We start from the raw sequence: 17,626 nt of genomic DNA, 5'->3' as shown, positions 1-17,626 counted from the left end.
CTACTTGCCGGGTAGCGGTATGCGTTACCCTTCGAATTCTTTGTCCATACAAATACGCAGCCGGCAGGGAAACCGGTGCGCCAATCCCGATAAACAATGCCCGCGAAGCCTGCTAGGATTGGCGCTTCGCTTCAATCAACCCGGCCGTGGGATCGGCCCCGGAGACTCTCTGAATGACCCGTATTATCGAGTTCCTGATCGCCTTGGGGATCGTGGCTGGCCTGTTCGTCATCATTGGCGTATGTCTGCCGGGCGAGCGTCACATCACCGAAAGCATCGAGACCAACCGCAAGATGACGATCGTGTACGACACGGTCAGCAGCCTGCGCCGCTTCAAGGACTGGAACCCGCTGGTACTGCGCGATCCCGCCGTTGAACTGAAGCTGTCCGGCCCGGCCTCCGGTACCGGTGCCACCCTCGACTTCACCTCCAAGGAGCTGGGCACCGGTTCCTGGAAGATCACCGAAGCCGAAGAGAACAAGCGTGTTGTGATCGCCATCGAAGACGCCACCAAGGGTCACGACAAGGTCACCACCTTCAACCTGGAGCCGACCGGCAAGGGCGGTCGCAACGTCAAGATCACCCAGGACTACTCGGTGAAGTACGGCTTCGACCTGTTCGGCCGCTACGCCGGCCTGTATGTCAGCCGCCAGATCGGCGACGACATCAAGCTGGGCCTGTCGCGCATCGCCAACATGCTCGCAACCGTGCCGAACGTGGACTACCGCACGCCGGAAGCCCCGCTGACCGACCTGGCCATCGTTGAAGTGCCGGCCGAGAACCTGCTGGTGGTCAACGCCGGCAACGTGGACCGCGGTCAGGACACCATCACCAAGTCCATCAAGGACAACCAGGAGTGGATCAAGCGCGTGATGGAGGCCAATGGCCTTGAAGCCGCCGGCCCGTTCCGCATCATCACCACCGACTTCGGCCAGGAGAAGTACGCCTTCGACATCGCCCAGCCGGTGAAGAAGAAGGGTGCTGAAGGTGCTGCTGCCGACGAGCTGACCGTCAAGATCGACGGCGGCGCTCCGGTCAAGTACGTGCACGTTGCTCCGCACCGTTCGGCGCATGCGGCCTACACCGGCCACATGGCGGGTCTGGACGTGGCCCGCAACGGCCTGCGTGCCTGGGCCGTGACTTCGGGCAACGAAGTCATCGACCGCCCGTACGAAACCTGGAAGGACGGCATCGACAAGTCGTTCACCCCGGAAGCGACCTACGACATCTACTGGGCCGTCAAGTAAGCCTCGGCTGACCCATGTAGTGTTGGACACGAAAACGCGCCGCTCATTGCGGCGCGTTTTTTTGATCCGGCGCCCGGCAAGGGGCGCTGCGCAAGGAGCCCCCATGTTCAATCTCGAACGTCGTGCACGTAAGCCGTCCCTGCTCGCCTGCTTGGGGGCGCTGCTGGCCGCTGCCTCGATCGGCCTGTCCGCCTACGCCTCGCATGGCGTGGCCGATCCGCTGGCGCAGCAGCACCTGAACATGGCGGCGCTGTACGCGTTCGCGCATGGTGCGGTACTGGTGGCACTCGGGCCGCGCGCGCACGGGGCGATCGCACACCTGGCGCTGTACGTGCTGCTGCTGGGTGTGCTGTTGTTTTCAGGCAGCCTGGTGGGCGGGGCGCTGTGGCAGTGGCCGACGCGGATGGCGCCGATCGGTGGCACCAGCATGATGGCCGGCTGGGTGGTGCTGGCGATCAATGCGTTGAGGCGGTGACGGCAATCCGGGTACAGCCGAGCATGGCTCGGCACGACATGGGGGCGTTGCGCGGCAGCTGCTGTAGAGCCGAGCCATGCTCGGCTTCGAGCGAAGCGGCCCGCTTTTGTCTTCGCTCTCTCGTTCCATTCCGCGTGCGGGCGCCACGAGGGGCTCAGCTGTTGGCCGGCCTCCAGCACCAGTGCCAGGGTTCGTAGACGATGCCGTGCGGGTTGTCGCGTGGGTAGCTCAGATGGAAGCCATGCCCGCCGGCATGCACCTGCAGCCAGGCGAACGCGTCGGTGGCTTCAAATGATTCCTCGGCCGGGGCGTCGCCCGGTGTGCCGATGTCCAGCGCGTGGCCGCTGTGGTGTTCGCTGAAACCCGGGGCGGCATTGACCTTCAGGATCTCCGCCACGCTCAGGCCGCGCGCCAGTTTCCGTTCAAAGATGCCCAGCTGGTAGGCATGGCTGCGGAAGCCGGAGATCGCGTCCAGCGCAATGCCATCCCGTGCCGCGTGCAGTCGCATCCGTCGCCAGCCCTGCGCGGCGCCACGGCGCAGCCATAGCGGCCGGGCGAAGCGGTCGCGGCCGGCAAAATGCAGCAGGCACGGTTCGGGCTCCAGCGGCAGGCCGCTGTCGTCGGCGTAGCGTTGCGGGTCCAGGCCGAGCTGCTGCAGGCGCTGCTGCAGCCCGGCCAGCGGCAGCCACTGTTCCTGCAGCGCAGCGCCGAACGGACGTGCCGCCGCTGCATCGAGCAGCGCCAGTGCGTCCTCGGCCCCGGGCTCGCGCGGCAGGCGTGGCACCAGCGAATGCACGCCATGCGTCGTTACCGCCGCCAGATAGCGGCCATCGCGCTTGCGCCGCAGCACCCACTGTGCCTGCGACAGCAGGCGGGCATCCAGGTTGCTTCGTGCGCGCAGCAGGTGGGCGGGCCACAGCTCGATGGCCTCGGTATTGATCAGCAGGGGGGCGCGTCGTTGCATCGCCGCAGCTTACCGCCGAGGCGCCGGTGCGGCCACCTTGCGCAGTGCGTCCAGCAGCACCTGCGGCCGCTCCAGGCTGAGCAGCAGCGTGCTGCCATCGCTGACCGGCAGGGCGAGAACGCGCGTGCGGTCGGTGACCAGCGCGAACCCCTTGCCGCCGCCCTGCAGGCGGAAGTGGCCGGAATAGAAGCCCGGCATCGCATAGCCATTGGTCTTGAAACGAATGCCATAGCGGCGGTCACGCTGCAGGTCGACCACCTCGGCCTGGTCCAGCCGCAGCTGTGCCACCGGAACGCGGCGGCGGTACATCGTCGAGCGCACGTCCAGCACGTCGTCGGCCAGTTCCACCCGGCGGCGGAAGAACGCCGCGCCCAACCCGATGCCGAGCGCGGCGATCACCAGCAGGCTCCAGGCGGCACTGCCGCCCATCCGGAACCAGGGCGGCGACAGCGTTACTTCGATCCAGGGCGCCGTGGCCGGTGCCTTGTACAACTGCGCATACAGGCAGGCCACGAAGGCGGCGAGCAGGGGCAGCACGATCCACAGCACGCGCAACGGCGAACTCTCGGCCACCTCGTACTGCTTTGGATCGCTGGCACCCATGGCTCAGGCCTCCTTCTTGAATACCAGCATCGCCGGGCGCATCGGTGCGGGGATGATGATGTTGACCAGCTCCCAGCCCAGTTGGCCCTGGCGGCTCAGTTCGCTCTGGATGTCCTCGGCCTTGAGCTGGCCCATCATGGACGTCTTGACCTCGATCGTCTGGTAGCTCCAGCGCTTGCTCATTCCTTGTCCCCCGAAGATGGCGTGGGTTTCGGCAGGCGTCCTGCCTTGCGCAGGGCGTCGCGCAGCACGTATTCGATCTGTGCGTTGAGGCTGCGCAGCTCGTCGTCAGCCCAGCGTTGCGCGGCGGCCAGGACGTCGGCATTGATGCGCAGCGGGTAGGCTTTCTTCTCACTCATGCAAGCTCCTGGCGGGGTGGTGGGGCACCCCGTTGCGAGGGTGGTTCAGTACAGCGAACCGGCGTTGACGATCGGCTGGGTACCGCGGTCCGAGCACAGCACGGTCAGCAGGTTGCTGACCATGTGCGCCTTGCGTTCTTCATCCAGCTGCACCACGCCGTTCTTCTGCAGTTCGGCCAGGGCCATTTCAACCATGCCCACCGCACCGGCCACGATGCGCGTGCGTGCGGCGATCACCGCGTTGGCCTGCTGACGCTGCAGCATCGCCTGGGCGATTTCGGCGGCGTAGGCCAGGTGGCTGATGCGTGCGTCGATCACCTGCACGCCGGCGTCGGCCAGGCGTTCGGCCAGCTCGTTCTTCAGGTGCTGGGAGATCTCGCTGGCATGGCTGCGCAGGGCCAGCTGGCCGTCTTCGTGCTGGTCGTAGGGATAGCTGGTGGCCATCGCACGCAGCGCAGATTCGGACTGGATGTGCACGAAGCTCTCGTAGTCGTCCACGTTGTAGACGGCCTCGGAGGCGTCGACCACCTGCCAGACGATCACCGCGGCGATCTCGATCGGGCTGCCGTCCAGCTCGTTGACCTTCAGCTTGCCGCTCTCGAAGTTGCGCACGCGCTGGCTGACCCGGCGCTTGGCAAAGAAGGGGTTGTTCCAGCGCAGGCCGTTGTCCTTCACCGTGCCCACGTACTTGCCGAACAGGCTAAGGACCGCCGCCTGGTTGGGCTGGATGGTGTACAGACCGGCCAGGATGAACACGCCCAGCGCCACCAGCAGGGCGCCCAGCAGCATCAGCAGCAGGCTGGGCGAGCCGGTGCTGGCCTTGGCTGCCACGCCCACCACGAACAGGGCGGCGCCGGCGAGGCCGACGAGCAGGGCGCCGACCAGCGTGCCGAGGCCGTTGAGGGAAGACAGCGACTTCTCTTTCATGGCGGTACGTCCTTGAGGGTTCAAATTTAAGATATCAAAGTGATATCACCTGTCCACTACCGTTCGTCGGATGCCATGGTCAGGGTGCCCGGCCAGCTAGAATGCCCTCCCGCCTTCACATCGCTGCTGGAACCGCCATGGCCAAGCTTGGAACGCCGTTGTCCCCCTCCGCCACCCGCGTGCTGCTGCTGGGCTCGGGCGAACTCGGCAAGGAGGTGGCCATCGAGCTGCAGCGGCTGGGCGTGGAGGTGATCGCCGCCGATCGCTATGCCGACGCCCCGGCCATGCAGGTCGCGCACCGCTCGCACGTGATCGACATGCTCGATGCGATGGCGCTGCGGGCGCTGATCGCCCAGGAGCAGCCGCACCTGGTGGTGCCGGAAATCGAGGCCATCCACACCGAGACCCTGGTCCAGCTGGAACAGGAGCAGGGCCTGCGGGTGATCCCGACCGCGCGCGCCGCACGCCTGACCATGGATCGCGAAGGCATCCGTCGCCTGGCCGCCGAAACCCTGGGACTGCCGACCTCGCCGTACCGCTTCGTCGATACCGAGGCGGAATACCGTGCTGCCGTCGCCGCCATCGGCCTGCCGTGCGTGGTCAAGCCGGTGATGTCGTCCTCGGGCAAGGGCCAGAGCACCCTGCGCAGCGAGGCGGACATCGCCCCGGCCTGGGACTACGCGCAGACCGGTGGCCGCGCCGGTGCCGGCCGCTGCATCGTCGAAGGCTTCATCGATTTCGATTACGAGATCACCCTGCTGACCGTGCGCCATGCCGGTGGCACCTCGTTCTGTGCGCCGATCGGCCATCTGCAGAAGGATGGCGACTACCGCGAAAGCTGGCAGCCGCAGCCGATGTCGAGCGCGGCACTGGCGCGTGCCGAAGAGATTTCGCGCGCGATCACCGATGACCTCGGCGGCTGGGGCCTGTTCGGCGTGGAGCTGTTCGTGAAGGGCGACGAAGTGTGGTTCAGCGAAGTGTCGCCGCGCCCGCACGACACCGGCCTGGTGACGCTGGTATCGCAGGAGTTGAGCGAGTTCGCGCTGCATGCGCGCGCCATCCTCGGCCTGCCGATCCCGGTGATCCGCCAGAGCGGCCCGTCGGCGTCGTGCGCGCTGTTGGCACACGGCGAGGGCGTGCCGTACTTCAACAACGTCGCCGCTGCATTGCAGGTGCCGGATACTGCCGTACGCCTGTTCGGCAAGCCGAGCGTGCATGGCCATCGCCGCGTCGGTGTCACCCTGGCGCGCGCGGAAACCATCGACGAGGCGCGCGCCATCGCGCGAGATGCCGCCGACGCCATCGGCGTCGAACTGCGCCCGTAAAGCAAAAAGGGGACGGAGGGGATTAAGTCGTTTGTGCCACAAACGACTTAATCCCCTCCGTCCCCTTTTCAGGGCCGTCGACTCTACCGCACGTCCACCCACACCAGGTGGTGGTCGCTGCCGTCGGCGATCTTCGCTTCCGGGCTTTCATTGGCCGGCCAGAAGATGCCGCTGCCGACATATTCGAAACCGGTCGAGGGCAGTACGTAGTCCAGGCGCATGGTGCCGGACTTCGGGCCGAAATCGCCGGTGGCATGGAACGGTGCGCCCTTGCGCTCGATGCCCTTGGCCGCATAGGCCAGGCTGGTCTGCTCGCCACCGACGCTGCGCGGGGTGGGGTAGCGCAGCACGCGGGCGTTCTCGATCAGTTCGACGATCGCCTCATGGCGGCCATCGCCATCGACCGGGTCGTTGTTGAGGTCGCCGAGGATCACGAAGCGCGCGTCCTGGGCCAGGCCGCCGCACTGGCCCTTGTCATCGCACAGCCACGGCTTGTCACCTTTGGACAGGTATTCCTGCCACAGGCGCAGCTCGTCATGGTTGCGCGCCGCGTTGCGCTTTTCCGGGCCGTCGAACACCGGCGGGGTCGGGTGCGACACCAGCGCGTGCACCACGCCGGCCGGGGTCTTCACCGGCACGTCCCAATGCGACTTCGACGACAGGCGCAGCTGCGACCACACATGGTCGTTGTAGAAGCTCTGGCCGGTACGTGGGTCGATCGGGCGGATCGCGCCGGGCATCGCGCTCCACTTCAGCAGCTGGAAGCTGCGCACCCTGGCTTCGTCGATCGGGTAGCGCGACAGCACCAGCATGCCGTACTGGCCCGGGTGCAGGCCGTAGCCCCAGGCATCGTTGCCGCGGCTGCGGCCTTCGCCACCGACCACGCCGTTGTTGTCCAGGTCCAGGCCGCTGGGCACGCCGGTGTTGACCGGGGCCAGATAGCGGTAGGCGAAGTGCAGCGGCTTGCCGCCACCGGGCTGGGCGACCTCCAGGTAGCGCTTCTGGAACAGGTCGGCGGCGCGATGGGCGTCGTCGAAGTCGAATTCGTTCAGCAGCACCAGGTCCGGGCGCACCTGCTGCAGCACTGCGGCGATCTTGCGCGCGTGTTCGCTGTCGCCTTCCAGCTCCTTGATCAGGCCACCGGCGTCATCGGAGTACAGCGAGGTGTTGTAGGTGGCCAGGCGCAGCGCAGCGGACGGCTTTTCGGTCATCGCAGGGGACGTGGCGAAGGCAGGGGCGGTGGCGCCGCAGAGCAGGGCCAGGGCGAGGATCAGGGGATGGCGGCGGGTCATGTTCATGGGCCGTATTGTGCACCCGGCCCGGTGTCAGCGGTTTGTCAGCGCCCGTCCAGATCCTTGTCGAAATCGTGCCAGCGGCGGCCATCGTAGGCTTCCAGCGGATGGAAGCGGCGCTTGTAGTCCATCTTCTGGTGGCCGCGGATCCAGTAGCCCAGATACACGTGCGGCAGGCCCTCGCGGCGCGCCCACTCGATCTGCTGCAGGATCGCGAAGGTGCCCAGCCCGCGCGCGGCGTGGTCCGGGTCTAAGAAGGTGTAGACCGCCGACAGGCCGTGCTCGGTGACGTCGGTCACCGCTACCCCCAGCAGCTGGCTGGGCTGGCCGTCGTGGCCGGGCAGGCGCATCTCCATGAAGCGGGTGTGCGACCAGCTGCCGATCAGGAACTGCTCGAACTCGTGCGGGCCGTGGTCGTCCATGCCGCCGTTGGCATGGCGGTGGGTGAGGTAGCGGTGGTACAGCGCGAACAGGTCATCGCGGGCGGTGGCGGCGGTGATCCGCACCTCCAGGTCGTCATTGCGGGTGGCACAGCGGCGCTGGCTGCGGTCCGGGGCGAAGCGGGCCACCGGGATGCGCACCGCCACGCAGGCTTGGCAGTGCGCGCAATGCGGCCGGTAGACCAGGTCGCCGCTGCGGCGGAAGCCCCAGCTCAGTGCCAGTGGATAGAGCGCGCCGAGGCGGCGGTCGTTCGGGTCCAGCACCAGGTCGCGTGCCACCCGGTCCGACCAGTACCCGCAGGGGTGCTCGCCGGTCTGGAAAAGTCGCAGTTCGTCGTCTCTGTCGCCATGTATCGCCATGGGCACAGCATAGCCCCAGGTTGTCGCAGTGGCGGCGACTGTCCGCCGGATGAATGGAATCGGCAGTAGCGTCAACCGACGTCGCGCCCGGGCGTTGTTGTCCCCCGAGGGTGAAGTGATCACCCCGACGCTGTTCCCATCCCCAGGAGTGACCTCATGATCCGTACCCCCCTGCTGCTGGCCCTGCTGCTCGGCACCTCCGCATCCGGTATCGCGCTGGCGGCCGACACCCCGGCCACGCCGGCACCGCGCCCGGCCAAGCTGGACACCAACGGTGACGGCGTGATCGACCGCAGCGAGGCGGCCGCCAACCCGCGCCTGGCCGCGAAGTTCGACGAGCTGGACAAGAACAAGGACGGCAAGCTCTCGCGCGACGAGCTGCCGCGCTGGCAGCATGGCCGTCGTGGCCACGGCGGTGAGCGCTGGGCCGCGCTGGACGTCAACAAGGATGGCCGCATCAGCCGCGAGGAAGCCAAGGCCGATCCGCGCCTGGCCGCGCGCTTCGACCAGCTTGATCTGAACAAGGACGGCTACCTGGACAAGGCCGACCGCGAGCTGCGCATGAAGCAGCATCGTGATGCCTGGTTCGCCGCCGCCGACACCAACAAGGACGGCCAGCTGAGCAAGGCCGAGTTTGATGCGGCCAAGGGCCCGATGCATGGTGGCCCGCGCCATGGCGGTCCGCGCGACGGCGGCGCACCGAAGCCGCAGCGCTGAGGGTCAATGCAGTGATGACGACAACGCCGGCGGCACTGCCGGCGTTGTCCGTTACAAGCGGCCGCTGCGCATCAGCGAGTACGCCACAAGCGCAATGACCATCAGGTTCATGGCGATGATGGCGGTGCGGCCGTACATCGATTCGAACTTCCAGTTGATGCCGGTTCGCCCGCGCCGCGCCGAATCGCGCGCGATCATCGGCGCCATCACCCGCTGCAGCGTCACCAGGCACTGGTAGTTGACCACGCCCAACCCGACCGCCAGCACCGTCAGCTGCGTCCAGACCGGTGCCTGCAGCACCACAGCCAGCAGGATCGCCAGGCACCAGAACATGCCGGTGGTGATGTTGAGGTAGAGGAAGCGGCGCACATCGGCCCGCTCTGCCGCAGTTTCGGTGTACGACATCAGGAAGCGCCCGCCGAGATAGCTGCCGATCGCGCCACCGGCAACGCCACCAATGACCGCCCCCCAGCTTTCGGCCGGCAACACATGCAGCTGGCCCAGGGTGGCGGTCAACGAGCCCATCGCGGTTCCACCGGCAACGCTGGCGCCGCCGAGGCCGAGCTTGCTGCCGCCGATGCCGACGCCGGTGCAGAGCAGCACCGCTGCACTGGCGGTGCCGGGCGCGGCCACCAGCACCATCGACACCACGGCGGTGGCGAATGCAGCGCTCGGCGCGCTGCTGCGGGCGAATTCACCGAAGCGCTGCAGCAGGCCTTCGCGCACCAGGGCACGTGCACGCGACAGGCGCTTGCGCACGGCTGCATCGCTGAGCCCGAGCAGGTCGGCGACCTGTTGCGAGCGCTGTCCCTCGCGGTAGTACAGCAACAGCACTTCGCGGCTGTCGGCGGGCAGGGTGGAGATGATGTCCTCGGCGGCGATCTCTTCCTCCACCCGCTGCAGGCGGTCAGCCGCGCCCGGCGACGGGTCGGCGGCCATGCCCATCGCTACCTCGGCCGCCTCGCCGGTCAGCGGCCGCCCACGCTGGGCGCGCAGCCAGTCGCGGGCCAGGTTGCGGGTGATCTGCCGCAGCCAAGGCAGGAAGCTGGTCGCGCTGCGCAGCTGGTGCAGCTGCTGCCAGCCCTTCACGAAGGCCTCTTGGGCGATGTCCTCGCTGGCCTGGCGGTCGCGGGTGATGGCCAGAGCGATGGCGGTGACCGTGTTCTGGCAGGCCAGCACGATGCGGCCGTAGGCATGCTGGCAACCGCTGGCGGCGGCGGGCAGTTCGCGTTCCAGGGTCTGGTCGATCGATGCGGCGAACGTCGTCATGGCGGCGGCTCTCCTGCTGGGATTGTGTCCCATGACGGAGCCGCGCGCCCAATGTGACCGACTTTCTGTGCTGACAAAAAAGGGACGGAGGGGATTAAGTCGTTTGTGCCACAAACGACTTAATCCCCTCCGTCCCCTTTTTGCAGTTGCCGGCTAGCGGCGGGTACGACCCGTGGGCTATTTCGATGGCTGGATGCGGACCCGGACTTCTTCCTCTTCCGGTGCGGCCTGCGGGGCCGGTTGCGCCTGCTGCGGCTGGGCCTGCGGGGCAGGGGCCGGTGCTGCCGGGGCCGGGGCACCGCGATGGCGCAGGCCGATCACCAGCGCCACGCCGGCGATCACCACCAGCAGGGCGATGCGGATGCGCCAGGCCCAGCTGCGGCCGCCGCTGCCCTGTTCCGGCGTGTCGCGGAAGGCGAACTCGGCGGTCGGATGGTCGCGGCGGGTGGTGTCGAGCAGGCGCGCCTGACGCAGGATCTCGCGTGCACGCGGCTGGTCGTCGGCGCGCACGATCCATACCGCCGGGTAGGCGTTGGCGTTGCCGAGGTCGGTATAGCTGAACTGGCCGCGGCGACGGGTCTTGTACGAGCGCCCGTTGGTCACCTTGACGTCGATGCCATGCCCGCGCAGGAGCTCGGCCACGCCTTCGACGGTTTCCACGCGCTGGCTGCTGAAGATCTGGCGCATGGGTTTACTCCTTGGCCGGCACGGCGGCCGCGGCAGCCTGGTCGGGAACCACGCGGATCAGGCCCTCCTGCGCGGTGCTGGCCACCAGCACACCATTGCGGGTGAAGAACTGGCCGCGGGCCAGGCCGCGCGAATCCTGCGCGCTGGGGCTGTCCAGCGAGTACAGCAGCCAGTCGTCGGCACGGAACGGGCGGTGGAACCAGATCGCGTGGTCGAGCGAGGCCATCTGCACGTGCGGGTGGTAGTAGCTGATGCCGTGCGGGAAGGTCGCCGTGCCCAGCAGGTGGAAGTCCGAGGCATAGGCCAGCAGGGCCTGGTGCAGTTCCGGAGCATCGCCGACCGGCTCGCTCAGGCGCAGCCACACCTGGTGGTAGGGCGGGCGCTTGGGCGGGTTCAGTTCGTCGCGCGGGTAGACGTGGCGGAATTCGAACGGGCCGCCGCGCGACAGCCAGCGCTGCACCTTGATCGGCAGCCGCTCCAGCACTTCGGCCGGCAGCGGCCGGTTCGGTTCGATGTCTTCCGGCTGCGGCACCTCGGGCATCTTGTGCTGGTGCTCGGCGCCGGTCTCGGCCTGCTGGAACGATGCCGCGCAGAAGAAGATCACCTTGCCGTGCTGGATCGCGGTGACCCGGCGCACCGAGAAGCTGCCGCCGTCGCGGGTACGGTCCACGTCGTAGACGATCGGGTGGTCGATGTTGCCGGCGCGCAGGAAATAGGCGTGCAGCGAGTGCACGTGGCGGCCGTTGTCGACCGTGGCCTGTGCCGCGGCCAGCGCCTGGCCCAGCACCTGCCCGCCGAACACGTACTTGGTGCCGATGTCGCGGCTCTGCCCGCGGAACAGGTTGTCCTCCAGCCGCTCCAGCGTGAGCAGGTCGATCAGCTCGGAGACGACGGGTTCGGGCGTGTCGTTCAAGGGGGCGGCCACAGCAGTGAAAGAGGGCCTGATTATACCGGTCAGGGGTCAGATCCCTTTCGCCCGGCGAAAGGGATCTGACCCCGGGCGGGGCAACCGCTATTTGCCCAGCCGGGCTACCAGGGCCTGCAGGGCGTTCTGTGCGTCCGGGGCGAACCAGGCCTCGACGAAACGGTCGAGCTGGATCAGGTCCGGCTGCAGCGCCACGTGCAGGTCGGCGCGGGCGATGGCGCGGGTCAGCAGCATCGGCTGGCGCGGCTGCCTGAGCAGGTCCTGCAGCCAGGCAATCGCGCGTGCCACCACCAGGTCCCCCTCTGCCAGCTCATCCACCAGGCCGATCTGCACCGCCTGTTCGGCCGGTACCAGCGAACCGGTGGTCAGCAGCACGCCGGCGCGGTGCACGCCCACCGCACGGCGCAGCAGGCGCTGGATGCCCTCCCGCGCGATCAGGCCCACCTGCACCTCGTTCAGGCCGATGGCATATGGCCGCGACGGATCGGCGCTGCGGGCCATCACCCGGTAGTCGCAGCACAGGGCCAGCACGCAGCCGCCCGCCGGGGCGTGGCCGGTGATCGCCGCGACCACCGGGATGCGGCTCTCGGCCAGCGTGCGTACGGCGCCAAAGAAGGCGTTCCAGGTGTCCAGCAGCTTGTGCTTGTCATCGCCATGCGAGAGCAGGTGCGGCACGTCCATGCCGCCGGTGAAGATGCGCTGGCTGCCCGACAGCACGATGCCGTGCGCGTCTTCGGCCATGGCCAGCTCGATGGCATGGATCAACTGCCGGCACAGGTCGGTGTCCAGTGCGTTGACCGGCGGCCGCGCCAGGCGCAGTTCGCGGATGGGGCCATGGTTGATCACCTCGATGAGCGTCGTCATGCTGCGGTCTCGTTGCGAAGAAGGAACCTGGGCGATGATAACCAAACCATTCGTTGGCGTACTGTGGGTTCTGTGTGCGGCCGCAGCATCGGCCTCGGCGGCGGAATCGGGCTGCGTCACGGTGGATCAGGGCTGGGCGCGGTTGCCACCGAATCCGGCAATGCCGATGACCGCTGGCTACGGCGTCATCCACAACGGCTGCGGCAAGGCGGTGGTGATCACCGGCGCGACCAGCAGCAGTTTCAATGATGTGTCGCTGCACGAAACCACGATCACGGATGGGGTCAGCCGGATGCGCGCGATCGAGCGCCTGCCGCTGGCGCCGGGTGCACGTGCCGAGCTCAAGCCCGGTGGCCTGCACCTGATGCTGATGCAGGGCAAGGGCGCGCTGAAGGAGGGGCAGGCGGTGCCGCTACGGCTGCAGCTGGAAGGCGGCGGCGAAGCAAGTGCGACGCTGGCCGTACGCAAGGCTGCGCCGTAGCGGGATGGTCGTGCCGGCCGCTGGCCGGCAGCACGGGCAATGCCGGCCAGCGGCCGGCACTACCGCAGGGCCTTACGACCAGTCGTACGAGAACAGCACGTTGCGGCTTTCCGGCTCGTACAGCATCTCGACCGCGTCGGCGCCGGTGGCGCAGAGGATCGTGTAGTACCGGCCGCTGGCCGGCACGATCAAAGGGCCTTACGACCAGTCGTACGAGAACAGCACGGTGCGGCTTTCCGGCTCGTACAGCATCACGATCGCATCGGCGCCGGTGGCGCACCAGTTGTAGCCGGCTACGCCGGCCACGGCGAAGAACTTGTTGCCGTTGCGGGTGATGATCACCGTTTCGGCATCGTCCGCAGCGTTTGGGTCATCGGCAGCGTCGGTGAAGCCCAGTTCGAAGGCCGCGGGAATCTCCGCGGTCTCGGTCCAGTTGCCGAAGCCTATCGGCCCGCCCAGCGTATCCAGGTAGTCGCGTTCGCTGGCCTCACCCTTGCCGTAGCGCGAGTAGCAGGCGAGACGGCCGTGCGCGGCATGGTAATCGCGGGCCTTGGCGTAGCTGTCGCGCATCTGCGCGATGTGCTCCTGCGCATCCTTGTCCTGCACCGCCTCGCCGATGAAATAGCCCTCATTGCCGAGGAAGCGCATCTCGTTGCCGGCGGTCAGTTCGAAGGCGATCCAGTTGGTGCCGGTGAAATCGTTGTGGTGTTCTTCGGTGGTCTCGCCGATGCAGCCGTCGTACGGCTCGATCGGGCACAGCATCGTCGCCACCTGGCCGGCCAGCTCCGGCCGCAGCACGCCCAGGTCGATCTTCAGCAGCGGCAGCAGGTGCTGGCCGAGCCAGGCCTGGTCGGCGGGAAAGACGTCGGTGGGGAAGGGGACCATGCCGGGCAGCAGGTCGCGCAGTTCAGTCTGGTGGATCATGTCAGTCCATTGAATGGGATCGGTAGTGCCGGCCGCTGGCCGGCAACCTCATTGCAGCCAAAGCGTGCCGACCAAGGTCGGCACCTACCAGGGCGCGTCAAGTGGAGGCGCTGCGGATCGCCTCCGGCAGCGGCGCGCTCTTGCCGGTCTGCGTATCCATCCACACCACCACCACGTTGCCGTCGGAATACAGCTTCGACGCGTCCTGCTGGTCGACGATGCGGTGGCCGATGGTCACGCTGCTGTTGCCCAGGCGCTCGACGAACAGCTCGACCAGTATGTCGTTGGGCCACACGATCGGCAGCCGGTAATTGACGTTGGTCGCGGCCACCACCGGTGCGATGCGGTCGGTCATCGATACGCCGTCCACGCCCAGCATCCAGCGCACGCGCGCTTCTTCCAGGTAGGAAATGTACTTGGCGTTGTTGACGTGGCCCATGCTGTCCATGTCACGCCAGCGCACGCTGATCGGGATGCGGGCCAGGATCTTGTGTTCGCTGCTCATCAGGCGTCCTTCTTCTTCGATGTGCTCTTGCTGGCCTTGCCGGTGCTCTTGGCGGCCGCGGCCTTCTTGGCAACCTTGGCCGGCTTCTCAGGCTTCACCTTGCGTGGCGGGCGGGCGTCGGGCTTGTTGGCCACGGCAGCCGGCTGTTCCGGGCGCGCGCTGGTGGACGGCAGCATGCGCGCCAGGAACTGGCCGGTATACGACTGCGGACAGGCCGCCACGTCTTCCGGCGTGCCGGTGACCAGGATGGTGCCACCGCGGTGGCCGCCTTCCGGACCCAGGTCGACGATCCAGTCGGCGGTCTTGATCACGTCCAGGTTGTGCTCGATCACCACCACCGTGTTGCCTTCGTCGCGCAGCTTGTGCAGCACGCCCAGCAGCGCTTCGATGTCGTGGAAGTGCAGGCCGGTGGTCGGTTCGTCGAGGATGTACAGGGTGCGGCCGGTATCGCGGCGCGACAGTTCCTTGGACAGCTTCACGCGCTGCGCTTCACCACCGGACAGCGTGGTCGCGCTCTGGCCCAGCTTGATGTAGCTCAGGCCGACGTCGACCAGGGTTTCCAGCTTGCGTGCGATCGACGGCACCGGCTCGAACAGCTTCAGTGCATCCTCGACGGTCATTTCCAGCACGTCGTTGATGTTGAAGCCCTTGTAGAGGATCTCCAGCGTCTCGCGGTTGTAGCGCTTGCCATGGCAGACGTCGCAGGGCACGTACACGTCCGGCAGGAAGTGCATCTCCACCTTGATCAGGCCGTCGCCCTGGCAGGCTTCGCAGCGGCCACCGCGCACGTTGAAGCTGAAACGGCCCGGCGAATAGCCACGCGCACGCGCTTCGGGCACCTGTGCGAACAGTTCGCGCAGGGGGGTGAACAGGCCGGTGTAGGTGGCCGGGTTCGAACGCGGGGTGCGGCCGATCGGTGACTGGTCGATGTCCACCACCTTGTCGAACAGGTCCAGGCCATCGATCTCCTTGTACGGGGCGATCGGGTGCGAGGAACCGTTGATCTCGTTGGCGGCCAGCGAGAACAGGGTGTCGTTGATCAGGGTGGACTTGCCGGAGCCGGACACACCGGTCACGCAGGTCAGCAGGCCCGACGGAATCGCCAGGTCCACGCCCTTGAGGTTGTTGCCGCTGGCCCCGCGCAGGTGCAGGGTCATCTTCGGGTTCGGCTTGTGCCGGCGCGCGGGGATCTCGATCGCGCGCTTGCCCGACAGGTACTGGCCGGTCAGCGAGCGCGGTGCCTCCAGGATGTCCTGCAGGGTGCCCTGGCCGACGATCTCGCCGCCATGCACGCCCGCGCCCGGGCCGATGTCCAGCACGTAGTCGGCCAGGCGGATCGCATCCTCGTCATGCTCGACCACGATCACCGTGTTGCCGAGGTCGCGCAGGCGGGTGAGGGTGCCGAGCAGGCGCTCGTTGTCGCGCTGGTGCAGGCCGATCGACGGCTCGTCGAGCACGTACATCACGCCGACCAGGCCGGCGCCGATCTGGCTGGCCAGGCGGATGCGCTGTGCCTCGCCACCGGACAGGGTGTCGGCCTTGCGTTCCAGGGTGAGGTAATCCAGGCCCACATCGACCAGGAAGCCGAGGCGCTCACCGATTTCCTTGACGATCTTCGCGGCGATCTCGCCACGCCAGCCCGGCAGGCTCAGTTCGCTGAAGAACTTCAGCGCCTCGTCGATCGGCAGCACCACCAGCTCCGGCAGCGGGCGGTCGGCCACGAACACGTTGCGTGCCGCCTTGTTCAGGCGCGCGCCATGGCATTCCGGGCACGGCTGTTCGCTGATGTACTTGGACAGCTCTTCGCGCACCGCCGGCGATTCGGTTTCCTTGTAGCGGCGCTCGAGGTTGGGAATGATGCCCTCGAAGCGGTGCTTGCGCTGGGTGCGGCCACCGGCTTCGGTGAAGTAGGTGAAGGTGATCGCCTCATCGCCGCTGCCGTACAGCACGGCCTGCTGCACGTTCTGCGGCAGCGAGTTCCATGCCGCGTCGACGTCGAACCGGTAGTGCTTGGCCAGCGAGGCGATCAGCTGGAAGTAATAGGCGTTGCGGCGGTCCCAGCCGCGCACCGCGCCGGCGGCCAGCGACAGCTCGGGATGCACCACCACGCGCGAAGGATCGAAGAATTCGGCCATGCCCAGGCCGTCGCAGCCGGGGCAGGCGCCCATCGGTGCGTTGAACGAGAACAGGCGCGGTTCCAGCTCCGGCAGCGAGTAATCGCAGACCGGGCAGGAGTACTTGGAGGAGAACAGCGTCGGCGAAGCGTCGGCACTGTCCAGGCTCTGCACCGAGGCCATGCCGTCGCCCAGCTTCAGCGCGGTTTCGAAGCTCTCGGCCAGGCGCTGCTTGATGTCCTCGCGCGGGCGGAAGCGGTCGATCACCGCCTCGATGGTGTGCTTCTGGCGCAGCGCCAGCGGCGGCACCGCATCGATTTCATGCAGCTCGCCGTCCACGCGCACGCGCACGAAACCCTGCGCGCGCAGCTGGTCGAACACCTGGGCATGCTCGCCCTTGCGGTCGCGGATGACCGGGGCCAGCAGCATGTAGCGCTGTTCCGGGTCCAGGGTCAGCACCTGGTCGACCATCTGGCTGACCGTCTGCGCCTCCAGCGGATAGCCGTGGTCCGGGCAGCGCGGGGTGCCGACGCGGGCGTACAGCAGGCGCAGGTAGTCGTAGATCTCGGTGATCGTGCCGACCGTCGAACGCGGGTTGTGCGAGGTCGACTTCTGCTCGATCGAGATCGCCGGGGACAGGCCCTCGATGTGGTCCAGGTCCGGCTTTTCCATCACGCTCAGGAACTGGCGCGCATAGGCCGACAGCGACTCGACATAGCGGCGCTGGCCTTCTGCATAGATGGTGTCGAACGCCAGCGAGGACTTGCCCGAGCCGGACAGGCCGGTGATCACGATCAGCTTGTCGCGGGGCAGGTCGAGGTCGAGGTTCTTCAGGTTGTGCGTCCGCGCGCCGCGGATGCGGATGAAATCCATCGCCATGGGGGATCCGGTTGTGGGGGCGTTCGCTGGGTGCCGGGCCAGCAGGGAACGGCAATCGGTCAGCCTACCGAGGTGACCAGATGGGGGCAATGGGCGACAATGCCAGCCCGATGTCTCATCTGGTGAGACAGGCCGTCAGGCAGGGGTCAGATCCCTTTTCACGGGGTGAAAAGGGATCTGACCCCGTCCCGGAGCCGTCACCCCCGCGGCGTTCGGGGGTTGACTTGACCCGCGCCCGCTGATCTGCGTACAATTCCGCTCCTGTCCGC

Annotated in this window: 19 protein-coding genes and 1 pseudogene; 5 read left to right on the top strand and 15 right to left on the bottom strand. The window is 67.4% G+C overall.

Annotated features, from left to right (window positions below; all coding sequences use genetic code 11):
* Positions 1-173 precede the first annotated feature (173 nt).
* Together J3A72_RS18975 and J3A72_RS18970 are read left to right on the top strand one after the other, a co-directional pair.
* Positions 174-1,247 carry an SRPBCC family protein gene (locus J3A72_RS18975; RefSeq protein ID WP_049406424.1) on the top strand — a complete coding sequence of 358 codons (1,074 nt, stop codon included), beginning with the start codon at positions 174-176 and terminating at the stop codon, positions 1,245-1,247.
* Between the two features lie 103 nt (positions 1,248-1,350).
* Entirely contained in the window at positions 1,351-1,722 is a 372-nt protein-coding gene (locus J3A72_RS18970; protein WP_014646356.1) for a DUF423 domain-containing protein, read from the top strand.
* A gap of 154 nt (positions 1,723-1,876) precedes the next feature.
* Here the strand turns inward: J3A72_RS18970 and J3A72_RS18965 are convergent, their stop codons facing one another.
* From J3A72_RS18965 to J3A72_RS18945, 5 genes are read right to left on the bottom strand one after another with little or no spacing between them, the layout of a single operon-like run.
* The gene (locus J3A72_RS18965) at positions 1,877-2,686 is read right to left on the bottom strand and encodes a M15 family metallopeptidase (protein ID WP_140222747.1); all 810 of its coding nucleotides are present in this window, start codon (positions 2,684-2,686) and stop codon (positions 1,877-1,879) included.
* A gap of 9 nt (positions 2,687-2,695) precedes the next feature.
* Entirely contained in the window at positions 2,696-3,289 is a 594-nt protein-coding gene (locus J3A72_RS18960) for a PH domain-containing protein (RefSeq protein WP_014646358.1), read from the bottom strand.
* Positions 3,290-3,292: 3 nt separating this feature from the next.
* Positions 3,293-3,472 (bottom strand): DUF4177 domain-containing protein, encoded by a 180-nt coding sequence (locus tag J3A72_RS18955; protein WP_014646359.1) that lies wholly within the window; start codon positions 3,470-3,472, stop codon positions 3,293-3,295.
* Positions 3,469-3,648, bottom strand: coding sequence for a hypothetical protein (locus J3A72_RS18950; protein ID WP_014646360.1), 180 nt, complete (start codon positions 3,646-3,648; stop codon positions 3,469-3,471). The genes J3A72_RS18955 and J3A72_RS18950 overlap by 4 nt, the downstream gene beginning before the upstream one ends.
* Before the next feature lie 45 nt (positions 3,649-3,693).
* On the bottom strand, positions 3,694-4,575 hold the full coding sequence (locus tag J3A72_RS18945; RefSeq protein ID WP_014646361.1) for an SPFH domain-containing protein: 882 nt from the start codon (positions 4,573-4,575) through the stop codon (positions 3,694-3,696).
* Between the two features lie 137 nt (positions 4,576-4,712).
* Here J3A72_RS18945 and purT point away from each other — a divergent pair, with 137 nt between their 5' ends.
* Positions 4,713-5,900: a formate-dependent phosphoribosylglycinamide formyltransferase gene (purT, locus tag J3A72_RS18940; RefSeq protein ID WP_014646362.1), complete on the top strand. Its 1,188-nt coding sequence runs from the start codon at positions 4,713-4,715 to the stop codon at positions 5,898-5,900.
* 83 nt (positions 5,901-5,983) lie between these two features.
* Here purT and J3A72_RS18935 read toward each other — a convergent pair whose 3' ends face one another.
* Both J3A72_RS18935 and J3A72_RS18930 read right to left on the bottom strand, forming a co-directional pair.
* Entirely contained in the window at positions 5,984-7,198 is a 1,215-nt protein-coding gene (locus J3A72_RS18935) for an endonuclease/exonuclease/phosphatase family protein (RefSeq protein WP_075076119.1), read from the bottom strand.
* Between the two features lie 38 nt (positions 7,199-7,236).
* Positions 7,237-7,992: an arginyltransferase gene (locus J3A72_RS18930; protein WP_075076118.1), complete on the bottom strand. Its 756-nt coding sequence runs from the start codon at positions 7,990-7,992 to the stop codon at positions 7,237-7,239.
* Positions 7,993-8,148: 156 nt separating this feature from the next.
* Here J3A72_RS18930 and J3A72_RS18925 point away from each other — a divergent pair, with 156 nt between their 5' ends.
* Entirely contained in the window at positions 8,149-8,709 is a 561-nt protein-coding gene (locus J3A72_RS18925; RefSeq protein WP_014646365.1) for an EF-hand domain-containing protein, read from the top strand.
* A 51-nt stretch (positions 8,710-8,760) separates the two neighbouring features.
* Here J3A72_RS18925 and J3A72_RS18920 read toward each other — a convergent pair whose 3' ends face one another.
* The 4 genes from J3A72_RS18920 to J3A72_RS18905 all read right to left on the bottom strand — a co-directional run bounded on the left by J3A72_RS18920 (position 8,761) and on the right by J3A72_RS18905 (position 12,454).
* Complete coding sequence (locus J3A72_RS18920) at positions 8,761-9,978, bottom strand: sigma-70 family RNA polymerase sigma factor (RefSeq protein WP_075076117.1); 1,218 nt, start codon at positions 9,976-9,978, stop codon at positions 8,761-8,763.
* Between the two features lie 177 nt (positions 9,979-10,155).
* On the bottom strand, positions 10,156-10,665 hold the full coding sequence (locus J3A72_RS18915) for a pathogenicity-like protein (protein ID WP_075076116.1): 510 nt from the start codon (positions 10,663-10,665) through the stop codon (positions 10,156-10,158).
* Between the two features lie 4 nt (positions 10,666-10,669).
* Entirely contained in the window at positions 10,670-11,578 is a 909-nt protein-coding gene (tesB, locus tag J3A72_RS18910; protein WP_005412623.1) for an acyl-CoA thioesterase II, read from the bottom strand.
* A gap of 99 nt (positions 11,579-11,677) precedes the next feature.
* Positions 11,678-12,454, bottom strand: a complete 777-nt coding sequence (locus J3A72_RS18905; RefSeq protein ID WP_209572132.1) for an enoyl-CoA hydratase/isomerase family protein — start codon at positions 12,452-12,454, stop codon at positions 11,678-11,680.
* A 34-nt stretch (positions 12,455-12,488) separates the two neighbouring features.
* Between J3A72_RS18905 and J3A72_RS18900 the strand changes: the two genes are divergently transcribed.
* Positions 12,489-12,935, top strand: coding sequence for a copper chaperone PCu(A)C (locus J3A72_RS18900; RefSeq protein WP_053494919.1), 447 nt, complete (start codon positions 12,489-12,491; stop codon positions 12,933-12,935).
* A gap of 72 nt (positions 12,936-13,007) precedes the next feature.
* On the opposite strand, the pseudogene J3A72_RS23260 reads toward J3A72_RS18900, so the two are convergent.
* The 4 genes and pseudogenes from J3A72_RS23260 to uvrA form a co-directional block, all read right to left on the bottom strand.
* Positions 13,008-13,088 (bottom strand): annotated as a pseudogene (locus J3A72_RS23260) (enolase); the annotation flags it as partial.
* 45 nt (positions 13,089-13,133) lie between these two features.
* Positions 13,134-13,859 carry a hypothetical protein gene (locus J3A72_RS18890; RefSeq protein WP_014646370.1) on the bottom strand — a complete coding sequence of 242 codons (726 nt, stop codon included), beginning with the start codon at positions 13,857-13,859 and terminating at the stop codon, positions 13,134-13,136.
* A gap of 97 nt (positions 13,860-13,956) precedes the next feature.
* Entirely contained in the window at positions 13,957-14,364 is a 408-nt protein-coding gene (locus J3A72_RS18885) for a thioesterase family protein (RefSeq protein WP_032956469.1), read from the bottom strand.
* Entirely contained in the window at positions 14,364-17,357 is a 2,994-nt protein-coding gene (uvrA, locus tag J3A72_RS18880; RefSeq protein ID WP_049441204.1) for an excinuclease ABC subunit UvrA, read from the bottom strand. Before uvrA ends, J3A72_RS18885 begins: the two co-directional genes overlap by 1 nt.
* Positions 17,358-17,626: the final 269 nt, after the last annotated feature.

Origin of the sequence: Stenotrophomonas sp. PvP093, from assembly GCF_017876915.1 — a bacterium.
GTDB lineage: Bacteria > Pseudomonadota > Gammaproteobacteria > Xanthomonadales > Xanthomonadaceae > Stenotrophomonas > Stenotrophomonas muris.
This window is presented reverse-complemented; position numbering and strand designations above follow the sequence as displayed.

Excerpts from the sequence above, each read along its gene's own strand:
- J3A72_RS18975 (WP_049406424.1), top strand. The coding sequence starts at position 174 with ATGACCCGTATTATCGAGTTCCTGATCGCCTTGGGGATCGTGGCTGGC.
- J3A72_RS18970 (WP_014646356.1), top strand. The coding sequence starts at position 1,351 with ATGTTCAATCTCGAACGTCGTGCACGTAAGCCGTCCCTGCTCGCCTGC.
- J3A72_RS18965 (WP_140222747.1), bottom strand. The coding sequence starts at position 2,686 with ATGCAACGACGCGCCCCCCTGCTGATCAATACCGAGGCCATCGAGCTG.
- J3A72_RS18960 (WP_014646358.1), bottom strand. The coding sequence starts at position 3,289 with ATGGGTGCCAGCGATCCAAAGCAGTACGAGGTGGCCGAGAGTTCGCCG.
- J3A72_RS18955 (WP_014646359.1), bottom strand. The coding sequence starts at position 3,472 with ATGAGCAAGCGCTGGAGCTACCAGACGATCGAGGTCAAGACGTCCATG.
- J3A72_RS18950 (WP_014646360.1), bottom strand. The coding sequence starts at position 3,648 with ATGAGTGAGAAGAAAGCCTACCCGCTGCGCATCAATGCCGACGTCCTG.
- J3A72_RS18945 (WP_014646361.1), bottom strand. The coding sequence starts at position 4,575 with ATGAAAGAGAAGTCGCTGTCTTCCCTCAACGGCCTCGGCACGCTGGTC.
- purT (WP_014646362.1), top strand. The coding sequence starts at position 4,713 with ATGGCCAAGCTTGGAACGCCGTTGTCCCCCTCCGCCACCCGCGTGCTG.
- J3A72_RS18935 (WP_075076119.1), bottom strand. The coding sequence starts at position 7,198 with ATGAACATGACCCGCCGCCATCCCCTGATCCTCGCCCTGGCCCTGCTC.
- J3A72_RS18930 (WP_075076118.1), bottom strand. The coding sequence starts at position 7,992 with ATGGCGATACATGGCGACAGAGACGACGAACTGCGACTTTTCCAGACC.
- J3A72_RS18925 (WP_014646365.1), top strand. The coding sequence starts at position 8,149 with ATGATCCGTACCCCCCTGCTGCTGGCCCTGCTGCTCGGCACCTCCGCA.
- J3A72_RS18920 (WP_075076117.1), bottom strand. The coding sequence starts at position 9,978 with ATGACGACGTTCGCCGCATCGATCGACCAGACCCTGGAACGCGAACTG.
- J3A72_RS18915 (WP_075076116.1), bottom strand. The coding sequence starts at position 10,665 with ATGCGCCAGATCTTCAGCAGCCAGCGCGTGGAAACCGTCGAAGGCGTG.
- J3A72_RS18905 (WP_209572132.1), bottom strand. The coding sequence starts at position 12,454 with ATGACGACGCTCATCGAGGTGATCAACCATGGCCCCATCCGCGAACTG.
- J3A72_RS18900 (WP_053494919.1), top strand. The coding sequence starts at position 12,489 with ATGATAACCAAACCATTCGTTGGCGTACTGTGGGTTCTGTGTGCGGCC.
- J3A72_RS18890 (WP_014646370.1), bottom strand. The coding sequence starts at position 13,859 with ATGATCCACCAGACTGAACTGCGCGACCTGCTGCCCGGCATGGTCCCC.
- J3A72_RS18885 (WP_032956469.1), bottom strand. The coding sequence starts at position 14,364 with ATGAGCAGCGAACACAAGATCCTGGCCCGCATCCCGATCAGCGTGCGC.
- uvrA (WP_049441204.1), bottom strand. The coding sequence starts at position 17,357 with ATGGCGATGGATTTCATCCGCATCCGCGGCGCGCGGACGCACAACCTG.